15 protein-coding genes are annotated in these 17,059 nt (G+C 62.1%); 9 read left to right on the top strand and 6 right to left on the bottom strand.

Annotated elements, in window-relative coordinates; genetic code table 11:
- Nucleotides 1-13: 13 nt before the first annotated feature.
- Together DKY63_RS14195 and pobA are read right to left on the bottom strand one after the other, a co-directional pair.
- Nucleotides 14-1,531 (bottom strand): MDR family MFS transporter, encoded by a 1,518-nt coding sequence (locus DKY63_RS14195; RefSeq protein ID WP_110964676.1) that lies wholly within the window; start codon nucleotides 1,529-1,531, stop codon nucleotides 14-16.
- Between the two features lie 79 nt (nucleotides 1,532-1,610).
- On the bottom strand, nucleotides 1,611-2,795 hold the full coding sequence (gene pobA, locus DKY63_RS14190) for a 4-hydroxybenzoate 3-monooxygenase (RefSeq protein ID WP_204354352.1): 1,185 nt from the start codon (nucleotides 2,793-2,795) through the stop codon (nucleotides 1,611-1,613).
- Between the two features lie 189 nt (nucleotides 2,796-2,984).
- Between pobA and DKY63_RS14185 the strand changes: the two genes are divergently transcribed.
- Nucleotides 2,985-3,881 carry a helix-turn-helix domain-containing protein gene (locus DKY63_RS14185; protein ID WP_110964674.1) on the top strand — a complete coding sequence of 299 codons (897 nt, stop codon included), beginning with the start codon at nucleotides 2,985-2,987 and terminating at the stop codon, nucleotides 3,879-3,881.
- Nucleotides 3,882-3,889: 8 nt separating this feature from the next.
- On the opposite strand, the gene DKY63_RS32395 is transcribed toward DKY63_RS14185, so the two are convergent.
- Together DKY63_RS32395 and DKY63_RS14180 are read right to left on the bottom strand one after the other, a co-directional pair.
- Nucleotides 3,890-4,066 carry a hypothetical protein gene (locus tag DKY63_RS32395; protein WP_170948630.1) on the bottom strand — a complete coding sequence of 59 codons (177 nt, stop codon included), beginning with the start codon at nucleotides 4,064-4,066 and terminating at the stop codon, nucleotides 3,890-3,892.
- Nucleotides 4,067-4,261: 195 nt separating this feature from the next.
- The gene (locus DKY63_RS14180; RefSeq protein WP_204354332.1) at nucleotides 4,262-5,167 is read right to left on the bottom strand and encodes a LysR family transcriptional regulator; all 906 of its coding nucleotides are present in this window, start codon (nucleotides 5,165-5,167) and stop codon (nucleotides 4,262-4,264) included.
- Nucleotides 5,168-5,400: 233 nt separating this feature from the next.
- On the opposite strand from DKY63_RS14180, the gene DKY63_RS14170 reads away from it, so the two are divergent.
- Nucleotides 5,401-6,276, top strand: a complete 876-nt coding sequence (locus DKY63_RS14170; RefSeq protein WP_110964672.1) for an MBL fold metallo-hydrolase — start codon at nucleotides 5,401-5,403, stop codon at nucleotides 6,274-6,276.
- 148 nt (nucleotides 6,277-6,424) lie between these two features.
- A complete protein-coding gene (locus tag DKY63_RS14165; RefSeq protein WP_110964671.1) occupies nucleotides 6,425-7,039 on the top strand; it encodes an NAD(P)-dependent oxidoreductase in 615 nt (204 codons plus the stop codon).
- Nucleotides 7,040-7,171: 132 nt separating this feature from the next.
- Here the strand turns inward: DKY63_RS14165 and DKY63_RS14155 are convergent, their stop codons facing one another.
- Nucleotides 7,172-8,053 (bottom strand): LysR substrate-binding domain-containing protein, encoded by an 882-nt coding sequence (locus DKY63_RS14155; protein WP_110964669.1) that lies wholly within the window; start codon nucleotides 8,051-8,053, stop codon nucleotides 7,172-7,174.
- A gap of 159 nt (nucleotides 8,054-8,212) precedes the next feature.
- On the opposite strand from DKY63_RS14155, the gene DKY63_RS14150 reads away from it, so the two are divergent.
- The 6 genes from DKY63_RS14150 to DKY63_RS14125 all read left to right on the top strand — a co-directional run bounded on the left by DKY63_RS14150 (nucleotide 8,213) and on the right by DKY63_RS14125 (nucleotide 15,720).
- The gene (locus DKY63_RS14150; RefSeq protein ID WP_110964668.1) at nucleotides 8,213-9,850 is read left to right on the top strand and encodes a 5-guanidino-2-oxopentanoate decarboxylase; all 1,638 of its coding nucleotides are present in this window, start codon (nucleotides 8,213-8,215) and stop codon (nucleotides 9,848-9,850) included.
- A gap of 8 nt (nucleotides 9,851-9,858) precedes the next feature.
- Nucleotides 9,859-11,307: an aldehyde dehydrogenase family protein gene (locus DKY63_RS14145; protein WP_110967924.1), complete on the top strand. Its 1,449-nt coding sequence runs from the start codon at nucleotides 9,859-9,861 to the stop codon at nucleotides 11,305-11,307.
- Nucleotides 11,308-11,614: 307 nt separating this feature from the next.
- A complete protein-coding gene (locus DKY63_RS14140) occupies nucleotides 11,615-12,718 on the top strand; it encodes an extracellular solute-binding protein (protein ID WP_110964667.1) in 1,104 nt (367 codons plus the stop codon).
- A 176-nt stretch (nucleotides 12,719-12,894) separates the two neighbouring features.
- Entirely contained in the window at nucleotides 12,895-13,803 is a 909-nt protein-coding gene (locus DKY63_RS14135; RefSeq protein ID WP_110964666.1) for an ABC transporter permease, read from the top strand.
- Nucleotides 13,800-14,648, top strand: coding sequence for an ABC transporter permease (locus DKY63_RS14130; RefSeq protein ID WP_110964665.1), 849 nt, complete (start codon nucleotides 13,800-13,802; stop codon nucleotides 14,646-14,648). Before DKY63_RS14135 ends, DKY63_RS14130 begins: the two co-directional genes overlap by 4 nt.
- Before the next feature lie 16 nt (nucleotides 14,649-14,664).
- Entirely contained in the window at nucleotides 14,665-15,720 is a 1,056-nt protein-coding gene (locus DKY63_RS14125) for an ABC transporter ATP-binding protein (RefSeq protein WP_110964664.1), read from the top strand.
- 131 nt (nucleotides 15,721-15,851) lie between these two features.
- Here DKY63_RS14125 and DKY63_RS14115 read toward each other — a convergent pair whose 3' ends face one another.
- Nucleotides 15,852-16,781 carry an AraC family transcriptional regulator gene (locus DKY63_RS14115; RefSeq protein ID WP_110964662.1) on the bottom strand — a complete coding sequence of 310 codons (930 nt, stop codon included), beginning with the start codon at nucleotides 16,779-16,781 and terminating at the stop codon, nucleotides 15,852-15,854.
- Nucleotides 16,782-17,059 lie beyond the last annotated feature (278 nt).

Raw genomic sequence — 17,059 nt, 5'->3', positions numbered from 1 at the left:
CGACGCGGTCCAGCTACCGAACCTTGTCCTCCCGCCCCCGCAACAACCGGTTCGGCATGGCAATCGCCGCCGCCAGCCCCACCAGTGAAACCCCCGCACTGACCATCAGCAAATGCCGGAAGGTCAGCAGCAGTTCACCGCGCAAGGCAGTCTGCGCATCCCCCGGTGCGGCGTTCAGGCCGTCCAGCAGGACATTGCCTGAATGCCCTTCGCCGACCAGCGCCGAGCCGGTCAGATGGGCGAAACTCGAATCCTGCAACAATGCCAGCAACAGCGCCGACATCAGCGCCACGCCCACCGCACCGCCCAGGGAACGGAACAGGTTGGTGGTGCTGGTGGCGACGCCGATGTCGCGTTGCTCCACGGAATTCTGTGCGCCTACCAAAGATGTCGGGAACTGCATCCCCGAAGCGATGCCGCTGAGCAGCATGAACAGGCTGCTCAGCAAAAAGGCCTGGGGCGGGCTGAACGCCATGCCCAGGATCGCCAGCGGCATCAGCAGCGCGCCAGTGAGAATCTGCGGTTTATAGCGCCCGGTCACCGAGGTGCGGCGCCCGGCAAAATACGCCCCGATCGGCAAACCCATCGCCAGCGGCAGCAAATGCAGGGCCGCGCTGTCGGCCCCGGCACCGGTCACGCTCTGAAAGCGCAGCGGCATCAGTACGGTCAGGGAAATCGCCTGGAAACTGGTGATGAAAATCGCGCACCAGCACAGCAATGCGTTGCTATTGGCGAACAAATGCATGGGCAGCAACGGCTCCCGCGCACGACGCTCATGCCAGACGAACACCGCCAGCACCACCACCGCACAGGCAAACAGCCCCAGCACCTGGCTGCTGGTCCATGGATAACCCTGGCCGACCTCGGTGATCGCCAGCAACAGTGCGGTCAGGCCGATGATCATCAACAGCGTGCCGAGATAGTCGATGACCGGTTTGCGGTGAGGAATCGGCAAGCCCATCAGGTTGCGTCGGGCGACCCAGTACGCGCCGAGGCCCAGCGGCAGGTTGATCAAAAACACCCAGCGCCAGGACAGGTATTCGGTCATGTAGCCGCCCAGTACCGGGCCGGCCACGCTGGCGGCCGCATACATGCTGCTGAAATAACCCTGATAGCGTCCGCGTTCGCGTGGCGGCACGATGTCACCAATGATCGCCTGACTGACGGAAATCATCCCGCCGGCACCGATGCCCTGGATAATCCGCGCCAGCACCAGTTGCTCCATGCTCTGGGCCATGCCGCAAAACAGCGAGGCGATGGTGAACAGGCCCATGCCGAACAGCATCAATTTGCGCCGCCCATACAGGTCGCCGAGTTTTCCGTAGATCGGCACCGACACCGTCATCGCCACCATGTAGCCGGAAATCACCCAGGCCAGCAGGCTGACATCCTTGAACTGCGCGGAGATGGCCGGCATCGACACCGCGACGATGGTCTGGTCCAGGGCACCGAGAAAAATCGCCAGCATCAGCGCGATCAACACGCTGCGGATGGCGGGCTTGGGCGTTTCGGGATGATTGAGATTGGTCACGGCAGAACCTGCGGGCAGTGAAAGTCCCGCGCGAGGCAAGGGCGAGCGGGGATGCTCGCCAGTGTAAGTCGGTAGCAGGCTATTCGATAGCCTCATAAGGAAGCCCGACGTAATTTTCTGCGATGGTTTTACGACCGGCCTCGGAGTCGATGAAATAGTCCAGCTCCGACTCGGCGATGCGCTGGCTGAAGGCATCGTGATCCTGGAAACGATGGAGCATCGAGGTCATCCACCAGGAAAAGCGCTCGGCTTTCCACACGCGGCGCAGACAGATCTCCGAGTATTTCTCCAGCAGGTCGACGCGATTCTCGCGGTAAACCTTCAGCAGAATATTGAACAGCGTACTGACATCACTCGCCGCCAGGTTCAAGCCCTTGGCCCCGGTGGGCGGGACGATATGCGCGGCGTCGCCGACCAGGAACATCCGTCCGTACTGCATGGGCTCGACCACGAAACTGCGCAGTGGCGCGATGCTTTTTTCGATGGACGGCCCGGTCACCAGCTTGTCGGCCAGATCTGGCGGCAGACGGGACTTGAGTTCATCCCAGAAACGTTGATCGGACCAGTCTTCGACTTGCTCTTCGGCGGGCACTTGCAGGTAATAACGGGTCCGCGTGGCCGAGCGCATGCTGCACAGGGCGAAGCCGCGTTCGTGGCGGGCGTAGACCAGCTCTTCATGCACCGGCGGGGTGTCGGCCAGAATCCCCAGCCAGCCAAAGGGATAGACCCGTTCGAAGACCTTCAGGCACTCGGCGGGAATTGATTGCCGCGCCACGCCGTGGAAGCCGTCGCAGCCGGCGATGTAGTCGCAGTCGAGGCGGTACAGCTCGCCATCCTTCTCGAAGGTGACGAAGGTTTCGTCGGTTTTCATGCCATGGGGGATGACGTTGGTGGCCTGGTAAATCGTCGTTGCCCCGGCCTCCCGACGAGCGGCCATCAGGTCGCGGGTGACTTCGGTCTGGCCGTAGATCATTACCGTCCTGCCGTCGGTGAGAGCTTGCAGATCGATGTGGACGCGACGACCATCGAGGGCCAGTTCGAAGCCGCCATGGACCAGCCCTTCGGCGTCCATGCGCTGGCTCACGCCGGCCTGGCGCAACAGGTCTGTCATGCCTTGTTCGAGGACGCCGGCACGGATGCGACCGAGCACATACTCGGGTGTCTGGCGTTCGAGAATCAGGGTGTCGATACCGGCGTTGTGCAGCAATTGACCGAGCAACAGACCGGAAGGACCGGCGCCGATAATGGCGACTTGGGTTTTCAAGGTTTTCATTGTTTTTATGACTCGCAAGCTTCACGCAGCCTTGGCCGGTGAATGAGTTTTATGGATCGAGTGCTTGCATTTTTCACTTGCGGGTCTGTCAATTGAAGGTGAAAACTGAGCCGATATCTGTACTTTCTGCCAATCGGTGCGATTATCGCCCGTCATCAACGCGAGGCCTGGATTGAAGTGATGAACAAGCCTGACCTGCCTTCGATTCCAGTGTTCAAGCTCTACGGTGAAGGCCTGGATTGGCCAACCCCGGACTTGCTGCACTGTGAAACCATCTCCAAACGCAGCCGCGAACATCAATGGGAAATCAAACCCCACCGCCACGCCGATTTGTGCCAGTTGCTCTTCGTATTCAAAGGTCAGGCAGAGCTTGAAATCGAAGGCAAACGTACGCAACTGACTGAGCCTGCCATCCAGATCCTGCCACCGCTGTCGGTGCACGGATTCCGTTTTTCAGAGGACGTCGAAGGGTTTGTCGTGACCCTGGCAGCACCCTTGATCGCTCATCTTCAGGCGCAATTGGGGCATTCGGTGAATGCCCTGGCCCACGCCGAGAGCTACCCGGCCGGTCAGGACGCCGACTACCTCAACAGCCTGTTCGCCGCCCTGCAAGCCGAATACACCAGCCACCAGCCTGCCCGGGACATGCTCATGCATTCTTTGGTCAGCGTGATCATGGTGTGGGTCAGCCGCCGGGTGATCCAGCGACACACGGCCACGCAACGGCCACAGCGCGCGAGGGAATACCTCAACGGTTTCATTCAACTGGTGGAAGAGACTTACCGGCAGCACGTCAAGGTCGAGGACCTGGCCCATCGCCTGGGCATTTCCGTGTCGCACCTCAATGGCACTTGCCGCGAACTGGCGGGGCAGCCGGCGCTGCAGATCATGCACGAGCGGCAGTTGCTGGAGGCCAAGCGGTTGCTGACCTACACCAGCATGACGATTTATGAGATGTCGGACTTGCTGGGCTTTTCCGATCCGACCAACTTCACACGCCTGTTCCGGCGTCGGGTCGGCATCTCGCCCAAGGCCTTTCGCGACCGCTTGAAGGCCGACCAGGACAACCCGGCCTGAGCCTGTGGTCAGCGCAGGGCGTTGAGGGTGGCGTTGTGCGGAATGCAACGCTCGAAATTGCAGCTGGCGTAGTCACGGGGCAGGTTGCGCAACTGCTCGACGCGCCAGGCTGCCGCGCCATACAGCCCGAGCGTGACCGCGCAGGTGATGAAAATGGCCAGGTACCTTCTTGTTCTGATGTTCATGGCGTAGACCTCTGAACGAATACCCTTGGGTATTACCTTGAGCATAGGTCAGGGGTGGTGAGTTGCCAGCGCAACGGCAGAACACTGATGCCTTTGTAGGAGCGAGCCTGCTCGCGATGAGGCCTTCACATACACGATGTTTGTTGGCTGACCCACCGCTTTCGCGAGCAGGCTCGCTCCTACAATGAATTGTGTCTACAGACCCACATCCCACGCAGGTTCTTCGGGAAACCGTTGCACCAGAAAATCCACCAGGCTGCGCAACGCCGCCGGCATGTGCTTGCGTGAGGCATACACCGCGTACACCTGCATCTGTCGCGGCTCGGCCCTTGGCAGCAGGCGCACCAGTTCACCGCTGTGGATATGCACCCCGGCCTGATACGTGGGCAGCATCGCCACGCCGGCCCCGGCTATCGCTGCGCGCAACAGGGTGCTGGCTTCGTTGGCGCTGATGTTGCCCTGCACCGGGACCGATAGCTGTTCGCCGTCCTGTTCGAAATGCCACAGGCTCTTGCCGAAGTAGGAATGGGTCAGGCAGTTGTGCCGGCTCAGGTCCTCGACCCGCTGCGGTGCCGGGTGCTCGCGCAGGTAAGCGGGGGAGGCGCAGATCACCGAACGACAGACGGTCAGGCGCCGGGCGATCAGGTTGGGGTCCAGTTCGGTGCTGGTGCGAATCGCCAGGTCGATGCGCTCATCCACCAGGTTCACCGTGCGATCAAGCATCTGCAGATCGATGCTCACGCCGGGGTAGCGCTTGACGAAGGCCGCCACGGCATCGGCCAGTTGCGCCTGGCCGAACGAGGTACTGACGCTGATGCGCAGCAGGCCGCGCGGGGCATCGTCCGGTTCACTGACGGCGGCCTGCAAGTCGTTGCACAGCTCCAGCATCTGCCGGCAGCGGGGCAGGGTTTCATTGCCGGCGGCGGTCAGGCTCAACTTGCGGGTCGTGCGGTGCATCAGACGCGCGCCGACCCAGTCCTCCAGTTCCGCCAGATACCGTGAAACTACCGGCCGGGACAGCTCCAGATGATCGGCGGCGGCCGACTGGCTGCCCAGGTCGACCACCGTGACGAACACCCGCATTGCTTGTAGACGATCCATGATTTGCCCGATTTCAGAAACAATCTGTGTTTCAGCATCGCATTTTTTGTAACGAACCAGGCAACTAAGCTCTCTCTCCATGTCCTTCTGCTCCCCTGTAGGAGCGAGCAGGCTCGCGATGGTCGTCAACGATGACGCTGGAAACCTGATACCCCGCGGTGTCCTGTCGTCCATCGCGAGCAGGCTCGCTCCTACAGGGAGGCGGGTTTTCCATTCCGATAACGGTGCGAACAATGATCGGCATTACCTCTCTCAAACGCATTCTGCTGGCCACCGCCCTTGGCTTTGCTGGCCAGGCCAGCGCATCGACCTTGACGCTGGACGTCTACAACCCCGGCGAAAAGGCGATTTTCCCGGTGACCTCGGTGCTGGTCAGCGGCGACAAGGACGCGATCCTGGTGGACGCGCAGTTCGGCAAATCCCAGGCCGAGCAACTGGTGGAAAAAATCCGCGCCAGCGGCAAGCAACTGACCACCATCTACATCAGCCACGGTGACCCGGATTATTACTTCGGCCTCGACACCCTGACCGCTGCCTTCCCCAAGGCCAAGGTTCTCGCCTCGCAGCCAACCGTCGATCACATCAAGCAGACCGTGGCCGGCAAACTGGCGTTCTGGGGGCCGAAACTGGGCGCTGATGCGCCGGCCAAAACCGTCGTGCCCCAGGTGCTCAAGGGCGACAGCCTGATCCTCGAAGGGCAGAAATTGCAGGTCGTCGGTCTGGAGAGCAAACAGCCCGATCGCACCTTCGTCTGGATCCCGTCGATCAAGGCCGTGGTCGGTGGCGTAGTCGTCGCGGAAAACATCCACGTGTGGATGGCCGACACCCAGACGCCGCAGTCCCATGCCGATTGGTTGGCTACGCTGCACTCCATCGAAACGCTGAAACCGAAGACCGTCGTGCCGGGTCACTACCTTGGTGAAAGTGCCCGGTCCCTGGCTGCGGTGCAGTTCACGGCTGACTACATCAAGGCTTTCGACGAAGAAACCGCCAAGGCCAAGGATTCTGCCGCGCTGATCGCCGCGATGAAAAAACGCTACCCGACCCTGGGCGAGGAAAGCTCCCTGGAGCTGAGCGCCAAAGTCGCCAAGGGCGAGATGAAGTGGTAGTGCGCAGTTCCCTGATCGTTCCCACGCTCCGCGTGGGAATGCAGCCCGGGACGCTCTGCGTCCCATTGGAACGCAGAGCGTCCCTTGAGGCATTCCCACGCAGAGCGTGGGAACGATCACTTACGAGTACAGCCAACTGGAGAACGTCATGAGCAAAATCGCAATCATCGGTGCCACCGGCCGTGCCGGCAGCCAACTCCTGGAAGAAGCCCTGCGTCGCGGTCACAGCGTCACCGCCATCGCCCGCGATCCTTCGAAAATCGGCCAGCGTGAAGGCGTGGTCAGCAAGGCCGTCGATGCGCTGGATGGCGCTGCGCTGCAAGCGGCAATCGCCGGGCATGACGTGGTGATCAGCGCGGCGCATTTCGCGACGCTGCCGGCCAGCGCCGTGATCGGGCCGGTGAGGGCCGCCGGGGTCAAGCGCCTGCTGGTGGTGGGCGGTGCCGGTTCGCTGTTGTTGCCGGACGGTACCCGGGTGATCGACAGCGCAGGCTTTCCGGCGGAGTACAAGGCCGAGGCGGGTGCCGGTGCGGTGTTTCTGGACAATCTACGTCAGGAAAAGGATCTGGACTGGACCTTCCTGTCGCCGTCGGCGGAGTTTGTCGAAGGCGAGCGCACGGCGTCGTTCCGGGTTGGCAAGGATGATTTGCTGGTGAGCCGCGAAGGGCGCAGCTGGATCTCGTTTGCCGATTTTGCGATTGCGATGCTCGATGAAATCGAAGTGCCGAAGCATTCAAAACAACGGTTCACGGTCGGCTACTGAAACGACACCTCTCCCTGTAGGAGCGAGCCTGCTCGCGATGGTCGTTAACGATGACGCGGGCTGCCAGGTAAATCGCGGTGCCCTTGCGATCATCGCGAGCAGGCTCGCTCCTACAGAGAAGCGGTGCGGAGTTCAGCGCGACTGCGCCTGCTCCACCAACCACCCCATCAACTCACGCAACTTCGGCGAAGGCGCGGGTTTCTCCGGGAAAACCAGGTAATACGCCAGCCCGGTTTTTACCTTCAGATCGAAAGGCATGACCAGCCGTCCGGCATTCAGGTCATCGCCGATCAGCGACCAGTCGCCGATCGCCACGCCAGTCCCCTGGGACGCCATCGACATCGCCAGGTCCAGGGTTTCGAAATGCTGGCCCTTGCTGACATTGGTCAAATGCACATCCGCCGCTTTCAACCAGGCTTTCCAGTCCCGTTCATCGCGGGTGGGGTGCAGCAACAGGTGGTGCTGCAAGTCCGTCGGCGCCTGCAAGGCCAACGTGCCTTCGAGCATGGGCCGGGAGCAGACCGGGGTGAGTTGTTCATCAAACAGCAGGTGCGACTCCAGCGCGCGATCCGGTGGCGCGCCATACATCACCGCCGCATCGAATTGCTCCAGATGAAAATCCACCCCGTGCTTGACCGTGGTGGTCAATTCCACCGGCACGTCCGGCCGCTCCCGCTGCCATTGCAGCAAGCGCGGCAGCAACCAGCGCATGACGCAGGTCGGGGCCTTGAGTTGCAGGGTTTCGCGCTTCTCGCCGATCTGCTCCACCGCCTCGTCGATCAGGCCGAAAATCTGCTGCACCCGTGGCAGCCATTCACGTCCCTCGGCGGTCAGGTCCAGGCCCCGGGCCTGACGGATGAACAACTCATAACCGAGAAAATCTTCCAGCCCGGCGATCTGCCGGCTGACCGCGCCCTGGGTGATGTGCAGTTGCTCGGCGGCCCGGGTGAAATTGCAGCACTGCGCGGTAATCAGAAAAGTGTGCAGCGCCGGCAGGGGAGGCAGTCGTTTCATTGGGATCCAAGGTATGACGTGAGGACATGGCTAGTATGACTTTTTATCCATTGTTACGGCTACGTGTCGCCCGTTCCAATGAGGCCATCCCTGGACCTGCCCAATCATCATAAACACGGCGCAGGCCCGGCGTCTCAAACGAACAAGAAGGGCATACACATGGCGACGTGCGGCGAAGTATTGGTCAAGTTACTCGAAGGTTACGGTGTCGAGCAGGTATTCGGCATTCCGGGCGTTCATACCGTGGAGCTGTATCGCGGGCTGGCCCGTTCGAGCATCAACCACGTCACCCCGCGCCACGAGCAGGGCGCCGGCTTCATGGCCGACGGCTATGCCCGCACCAGCGGCAAGCCGGGTGTGTGCTTCATCATCACCGGCCCTGGCATGACCAACATCACCACCGCGATGGGTCAGGCCTACGCCGACTCGATCCCGATGCTGGTGATTTCCAGCGTGCAATCGCGCAGCCAGTTGGGCGGCGGTCGCGGCAAGCTGCACGAACTGCCGAACCAGAGCGCGCTGTGTGCCGGTGTCGCCGAGTTCTCCCACACCCTGATGTCGGCGTCCGAGTTGCCGGTCGTGCTGGCCCGCGCCTTCGCGCTGTTCCAGGCCGGTCGTCCACGCCCGGTACACATCGAAATCCCGTTGGACGTACTGGTTGAAGAAGCCGACGACCTGCTCGCCAGCCTGCCGGTCAACATCGACCGCGCCGGTGCCGCACCTTCCGCCGTCAGCCGCATGACTGAACTGCTGGCCAGCGCCCAGCGTCCGCTGATCCTCGCTGGCGGCGGCGCCATCGATGCTGCCGCCGAGCTGACCCAGCTGGCCGAACTGCTGGACGCACCGGTGGCCCTGACCATCAACGCCAAGGGCATGCTCGCATCCGCTCACCCGCTGTTGATCGGTTCGACCCAGAGCCTGGTCGCCACCCGTGCCCTGGTGGCCGAGGCCGACGTGGTGCTGGCCATCGGTACCGAGCTGGCCGAGACCGACTACGACGTCACCTTCAAAGGTGGTTTCGAGATTCCCGGCAAGCTGCTGCGCATCGACATCGATCCGGACCAGACCGTGCGCAACTACCCGCCGCACGTGGCCTTGGTAGCTGACTCGCGCAACGCCGCCCAGGCCTTGCTCAGCTCGCTGTCCCACAAGACCCTGGCCGCGCGCAGCAACGATTGGGGCCACGTGCGTGCCGCCCGTCTGCGCGAAGAACTGGCTGCCAGCTGGGATGCCCCGACCCTGGCCCAGACGCATTTCCTGGAAACCGTTCTGCGCGAATTGCCGGACGCGGTATTCGTCGGCGACTCGACCCAACCGGTGTACACCGGCAACCTGACGTTCAACCCGGAGCGCCCGCGCCGCTGGTTCAACTCGTCCACTGGCTACGGCACCCTCGGTTATGCCTTGCCGGCGGCGATTGGCGCCTGGCTCGGCGGCAGCACTGAGAGCGGCACCCGCCCACCGGTGGTGTGCCTGATCGGTGACGGCGGCCTGCAATTCACCCTGCCGGAACTGGCCAGCGCCGTTGAAGCGCGCACCCCGGTGATCGTGCTGCTGTGGAACAACCAGGGTTACGAAGAGATCAAGAAATACATGGTCAACCGCGCCATCGAGCCGGTGGGCGTGGACATCTACACCCCGGACTTCATCGGTGTGGCCAAGGCCCTGGGCTGTGCGGCGGAAGCCGTCAGCGACGCCGACAAGCTGCGCATTGCCCTGCGTGCCGCCGCCGATCGTCAGGGGCCCACCCTGATCGAAATCGACCAGACCGCGTGGACCCAGGCGGTGTCGAAATGAGCGTATCCCTGACTCTGCCAACCACCCTGGACGGCCTGTACATCGACGGCCAATGGTCCGCCGGCAACGAGCACCTGCGGGTGATCAACCCGGCCACCGAAGCGCTGCTGACCACGGTGGTGGGCGGTGATGAACAAGCGGTCGAGCAGGCCGTCAGCGCGGCCACCCGGGCGTTCGCCGACTGGTCGAAGACCTCCGGCGCCGAGCGCGGCGCGATTCTGCGCAAGATCGCTGCCGGCGTGTCGGCTGCTCGTGAGCGCTTGATGCAGTTGCAGTCGAGCAACAACGGCAAGCCACAGTTCGAAGCGGCCATCGACGTCGATGATGTGATCGCTACCTTCGAGTACTACGCAGGTCTGGCCGAAGGCCTGGACGCGAAGCAGGACAGCACCGTCGAGCTGCCAAGCGATGATTTCAGTGCACGCCTGCGCCGCGAACCCTGCGGTGTAGTCGGCCTGATCGTGCCGTGGAACTTCCCGATGGTCACCACCGCCTGGAAACTCGCCCCGGCCCTGGCCGCCGGTTGCTGCGTGGTGCTCAAGCCATCGGAAGTGACGCCGCTGCCGGAACTTGAACTGGCAACCATCATTGCCCAAGCCGGTTTGCCGGCCGGTGTGTTCAACCTGGTTTGCGGTACCGGCCTGGCCGTGGGCGCGCCACTGTCGGCGGACCCGCGCATCGCCAAGATTTCCTTCACCGGCAGCAATGCGGTGGGCGTACAGGTCATGCAGCGCGCGGCGGAAACCGTCAAGGGTGTGAGCCTGGAACTGGGCGGCAAGTCGTCGCTGCTGGTGCTGGCTGATGCCGACATCGACCTGGCGGTGGACGTGGCCTGCGGTGGCGGTTTCTTCAACGCCGGGCAAATGTGCTCCGCCACCAGCCGCGTGCTGGTTGCCGATGAGTTGGCCGATGAATTCATGACCCGTCTGAAGGCCCGCGCCGAAGCGATTCGCGTGGCCGATCCGTTCGACCCGAATGTAGAGATGGGCGCACTGGTCAATCAGGCGCAATACCAGCGCGTGCTCGGCCACATCGATCGCGGCCTGAGTGCCGGCGCCACGTTGGTGTGCGGCGGCAATCGTCCGGCGGATCTTGCGCGCGGATATTTTTTGCAGCCGACGGTCTTCACCGACGTGCCCCTGGACAGTGCGCTGTGGTGTGAGGAGATCTTCGGCCCGGTGATCTGCGTACGTCGTTTCAACTCCGAAGCCGAGGCGATCGCCCTGGCCAACGACAGTCAGTTCGGTCTGGTGGCCAGCGTGGTCAGCAGCAATGCCGAAACGGCGGATCGCGTCGCCAACGCCCTGCAGGCGGGGCTTGTATGGATCAACGCACCGCAGGTGATCTTCCCGCAGACCGCCTGGGGTGGCTACAAGCAGAGCAGCATCGGCCGCGAATTGGGGCCGTGGGGCTTGCAGGCTTTCCAGGAAATCAAACACGTGATTCGGGCTGTCTGACGCCCCTATCACACTGTAGGAGCGAGCCCTGCTCGCGATGCACTCATAGGCGACACGGGCCGTCTGATGCCCCGCGTTTTCGTTGACGTCCATCGCGAGCAGGCTCGCTCCCACAGGTAAAAAGAGTCATGCGCCTACGTCATGGCTCCAATGATTTTTTATCGATAGTCAGTTGTTTTGCACGACCTCAGGATGAACTCACCGGTTCAACCAAGCCCCCGAAGATACGGGAGCCAGCGCTGATCCGACCGCGCGGATGCAACAGTTTCGACCTGCCTCATACCTACAAAAACAAAGGGAGTCCGTAATGGGCGAGCATGATCTGAACAGACGTCAATTCATCAAGACCGTGGGCGTAGCCTCGGTTGCCGCGGCGGCCATGAGCCTGCCGTTCGTCAAGGCCAACGCCAGCGACACCCGCTTTGCCGGCAAGACCCTGAAACTGCTGACCTGGTCCGATGACACCGGCCTGGCAGCACTGCGCAACATCGCCGCGACCTTCGAAGACAAGTACGGCTGCAAGGTCGTCGCCGACCGTACCGGCAGTACCTCGGAAATGGTCGCCAAGCTCAAGGCCGGCGGTGATCGTCCGCAATACGACATCATCACCCTGGCGGGCGTTGGTGCCGAAGGTCTGGCCGCCGCCGACCTGCTGGAAAAACCCGATCTGAACCGTATTCCCAACCTGGTCGACGTACCGGAGAAATACCGCACCGGCGCCAATGGCCACGGTATCGGTTACCTGCTCTGGTGCAACAGCCTGGTCTACAGCACCCGCACCCAGAAAGAAGCGCCGACCAGCTACGCCTCCCTGTGGGATGCCGATGCGGCGCCGAACATCTTCCTGCCGCCGCCGAACTGGACCGAGGCCATGGACCTGATCATCATCGCCGCCAAACTGGCCGGTGGTGACGAGCACAACATCGAGCCTGGCTTCAAGAAACTCGCCGAGCTCAAGGACCGCGTGGTGACCCTGGGTGAAAACCCGAACCAGATCGCCGAGCTGTTCCGCACCGGTTCCCTGGACATGGGCGGCCTGTACGCACCAGCCTTTTTCCCGAAACAGATCCGCGACCCGAACTACGGCCTGGGCGCCACCTTCGGCATGAAGGAGGGTTTCTACACCGACCTGATGCTCTCGGTGATGCCGAAGAACCGTCCGGGCGACACCGACATGGCCTACGCCTTCATCAACCACTCCCTGGACCCGCTGGTGCAGGGCAAGATGGCCGAAGACATCTACAACGGCCCGGTCAACGCCAAGGCGATCATCTCCGCCGAAGCACGCAAGAGCCCGTACATCCTGACTCCGGAGCAAATCTCCGAGAAGGCGATCATGCACGACAACGCCTTCCTGGCGACGGTGCATGACCAATGGATTCGTCGTTACACGGAAATCTTTTCTTCCTGATCTTCGGACACTGAACATCCCCCTGTGGGAGCGAGCCTGCTCGCGATTGCGGCCTGACATCCACCGATGATGTCGACTGATACATCGCTATCGCGAGCAGGCTCGCTCCTACAAGGGGGCGATGTGCCCGCAAGATTTGTGTTTGTCAGCTGCTTTCCATTGACGAGACCCTTGCTATGGAACACCAACCTCTGACCCATCCGGTGAGTGCCGCCCCCGTGCGCGCCGATCGCGGTATTTCGCCGACGGCCCGTGCCTGGTTTTTCCTCACGCCGTCGATGCTGTTTCTGGGCGTGCTGATCGCCGCCAGCCTGCTGGTTCTGCGCATGAGCGTGGGCACCAAGGGCGCGGAATGGTCCGGGTTCAGCCTGGCCAGCTATGCCCAACTGCTGGAACCCTATTACCTCAAATCCCTGATTCTGACCCTGCGCCTGGCGCTGATCAGTGCAGTGATTGCCGTGGTGCTGGCGATCCCGGTGGCCTACACCATGTCGCGCCTGACCTCGCCCTTTGTGCGACGCATATTCCTCGCCGCGGTGCTATTGCCGTTGCTGGTCAACCTGCTGCTGCAGAGCTATGGCTGGCTGGTGATTCTGGGACCGGGCGGAATGCTCAACCAGACGCTGATGGGCCTGGGCCTGATCAAGCGTCCGATCATGCTGCTGTACAACCAGAACGGCGTGTTGATGGGCCTGGTACAGACCGCTTTCCCGCTGGCCGTGCTGCCGATTGCCAGCGCCATGCGTGGCGTTGCCCGCAGCTACGAAGAAGCCGCCGCCACCCTCGGCGCCAGTCGCTTCCAGGTGTTCCGTCAGGTGGTGTTGCCCATGAGTCTGCCGGGAATCATTACCGGCGCGACTTTGGTGTTCGCCTACAACGCCAGCAGTTTCGTGGTGCCGTTGCTGCTCGGTGGCCGTCGCGTGCCGATGCTGGCGGTGATGGTGCATGACCAGATCGCCCCGCTGATGAACTGGCCCGCCGCGTCCGCCGCCGGCGTGGTGCTGATCGTCACCACCCTGGCGATCATGACGCTGTCCGAATACATCACTGGCCGTCGTCGGCGCATGCTGGAGGCTTCGCAATGAGTACCCTGATCAAAAAGCGCCAGTCACTGCTGCCAGGTGAGACCGGCAAGTTCGCCGGGACCCTCTCGGGTTTCATCCTGCTGCTGGCGGTACTGCCGATCCTGACGATGATCGTCATGTCGTTCAGCGGTTCGTCGAACCTCGACTTCCCGCCCAGCAGCTACAGCCTGCAGTGGTACAAGGCTGCCTGGCACACCTTCGTTTCGCCGGACGCCAGCGATGTGCTGAGTCTCGGCCAGGCCATGACCACCAGCCTGATGGTGTCGTGCCTGACCATGATTTTCGCCACGCTGATCGCGGTGCCGGCGGCCTATGCGCTGACTCGTTGCGAGTTCCGTGGCAAGGCCGTGGCGCTGCAACTGATGTCGCTGCCACTGGTGTTCCCGATGGTGGTACTGGGCCTGGCCTTGCTGCTGGTGTTCGACAGCCTGCCGTTCCACATGACCACCTCGCGGCTGGTGATTGCCCACGTGATCCTCGCGTTGCCATTCGTGGTGAAGAACTGCACGGCGGCCATGCTTTCCATTGGCAGCGAAGTGGAAGAAGCCGCGCAAATGCTCGGCGCCTCGCCACTGCGGGCGATTGTCGACGTGGTGGTGCCGTTGATGAAGTCGGGGATTCTGGCGGGCATGCTGCTGGCATTCATCGTTTCGTTCAACGAATTCACCGTGACCTATTTCCTCTACACCATCGACGTGATGACCGTGCCGATCTGGATGTACAGCCGCACCGTGTCTTCGCTCGACCCCACCGTATTCTCGTTTGCCGTGCTGATCGTGCTGATCGACTTCGTGCTCATTTGGGCGCTGGAAAAGTTGGTCGGTGAAGGCGGCGTTTCGTTCTGATTTCTTGAGGTGATTTATGTCTGGTCTGATTCTGGAAAACGTCGAGAAACACTACGGCTCGGCCTGCGCGGTAAAGGATGTGAACCTGCATTTGCCCGAGGGCAAGCTGGTGTGTTTCCTCGGCCCTTCGGGGTGTGGCAAGACCACTCTGCTGCGCATGATCGCGGGGCTTGAGTCCCTGACCGGCGGCGAGATTCGCCTGGACGGTGAGGACATTGGCCATACGCCTGCGCATCTGCGCAATTTCGGCATGGTGTTCCAGTCCCTGGCGCTGTTCCCGCACATGACCGTGGGGGAGAACATCGCTTATCCGCTGAAGCTGCGCGGGGTCAGCAAGGCTGACCAGCAGGCGCGGGTGGTGGAGTTGCTGGAGCTGATTCAGCTCAAGCCGATGATCGATCGCCCGGTGGCCAAGCTGTCCGGTGGTCAACGCCAGCGCGTGGCAATCGCCCGGGCGATTGCCAACCACCCGAAAATCCTGTTGCTCGATGAACCGCTGTCGGCGCTGGACGCCAAACTGCGCGAATCGATGCAAGTGGAAATCCGCCAGCTGCAACAACGCCTGAACATCACCACCATCATGGTCACCCACGATCAGCGCGAGGCCATGACCATGGCCGATATCGTGGTCGTGCTGGGTGAACATCGGGTGCAACAGGTGGGCACGCCGATCGAGATCTATCGGCATCCGGCCAACGAATTCGTGGCCGACTTCATCGGCTCCGGCAACATCTTCCCGGCCACGGCGCTGGGCGATGGCAAGGTCAGCCTGCCCGGTGGCGACGCGCTGCAAGTGCCAATCTGCAGCAGCATCGTGGTCGGTGAGAAGGTGAAGATGCTGATTCGTCCGGAAGACCTGCAACTGTCGCCGGCACAGGCCTCGGCGGGTAATCGGCTGCTGGGCAAGGTGACGTTCGTGCGGGACATCGGCGCGACCATCGAGACCACGGTGGAGTGTTCCGGGGTGACGTTCACGGCGCTGAGCACGCCGAATCAGGATGTGGGGTTGCGGGTTGGGCATCCGGTGTCGGTGACCTTGCCGGCGGAGGCTTGCCGCGTTCTTGGTGCCTGATCCGAAATAGGCGCTGCTCTTGCTGGCCTCATCGCGAGCAGGCTCGCTCCTACATTGGGACGGTGTACGCCGATCCATTGTAGGAGCGAGCCTGCTCGCGATGAGGGCCTCACAAACGACATAAAAATCAGCTAGACCGACAACCGCAACCGCGCCAAATCCCGCAACGGCGGCGCGCCGAACAGCCGGCTGTACTCCCGGCTGAATTGCGAAGGGCTTTCGTAGCCCACCCGATACCCCGCCGCCGAAGCTTCCAGCCCTTCGGCCAGCATCAGCCGCCGGGCTTCCTGCAGGCGCAACTGCTTCTGATATTGCAACGGACTCATCGCCGTCATCGCCTTGAAGCGGTGGTGCAGGGTCGACACGCTCAGGTTCACTTCTTTGGCCAGATCATCGATGCGCAACGGCTGCTCAAAGTTGCCGTTGAGCCATTTGATCGCCTGGCTGATGCGATGGCTCTGGCTGTTGGCGATGGCGATTTCATACAGCCGATGGCCCTGGGGGCTGCGCAGCAGTCGATAGAGGATTTCCCGGCGAATCAGCGGCGCGAGCATGGCGATGTCTTTCGGGGCATCGAGCAGTCGCGCCAGGCGCAGCACCGCGTCGAGCATCGCGCTGTCCAGGTGCTCCACATACAACCCGCGACCGGTGGGCCGGGCAGGCACGCCCATGGGGCCGGCATCGGCGATCAGCGCGGTGATTTCCGCCGGGTCGATGTCCAGGCGCACGGCCAGAATCGGCTCTTCGGCCGTCACATTGACCACGCGCCCGCTGAGCGGCATCGACACCGACACCACCAGGTAATTGAGCGGGTCGTAATTGAAGTACTCGTCCGCCAGCCGCACTTCCTTGCGCCCCTGGGCCATGATGCACAGCGCCGGTTGCGCGAGCACTGGGGCGAACTCGTGGTTCTGGCTGTGGCGCGACATGAACAGTGAATCGACGGCAGTGGCATAACTGCCATCTTCGGCGGTGTTGCGCCGGATGATCGCCGCCAGTTCCGCGCGCTGCTTTTCCATGTCGGCATCAGAAGGGAGTTGAAAACGATCGAATGACGTCATGCGCGGCATCCTCGGCAAGGGCGGTGGAATGAGGCAGAGCATAAGATTGTGCAAGCTTGAGCGGTAGACACATCCTGTCAAATGCTTGCCTGATCCTGCACGGGATGGCTTCTTTTGAAGATCAAAAGATCGCAGCCTTCGGCAGCACCTACACAAAACCCATGTGACGAACTCGTGACGGTGTTTTACACATTTTTACAGGCTACCCCGACACGTTCGCAGGATTGTGCAACGTAGCGGCAGGAATCGACTAACGAGGCAGGCACCGCGCCCCTTAA

This window comes from Pseudomonas putida, assembly GCF_003228315.1.
Taxonomy (GTDB): domain Bacteria; phylum Pseudomonadota; class Gammaproteobacteria; order Pseudomonadales; family Pseudomonadaceae; genus Aquipseudomonas; species Aquipseudomonas putida_S.
The sequence above is the reverse complement of the archived record's forward strand: the minus strand, read 5'-3'. Positions and strand labels throughout refer to the sequence as shown.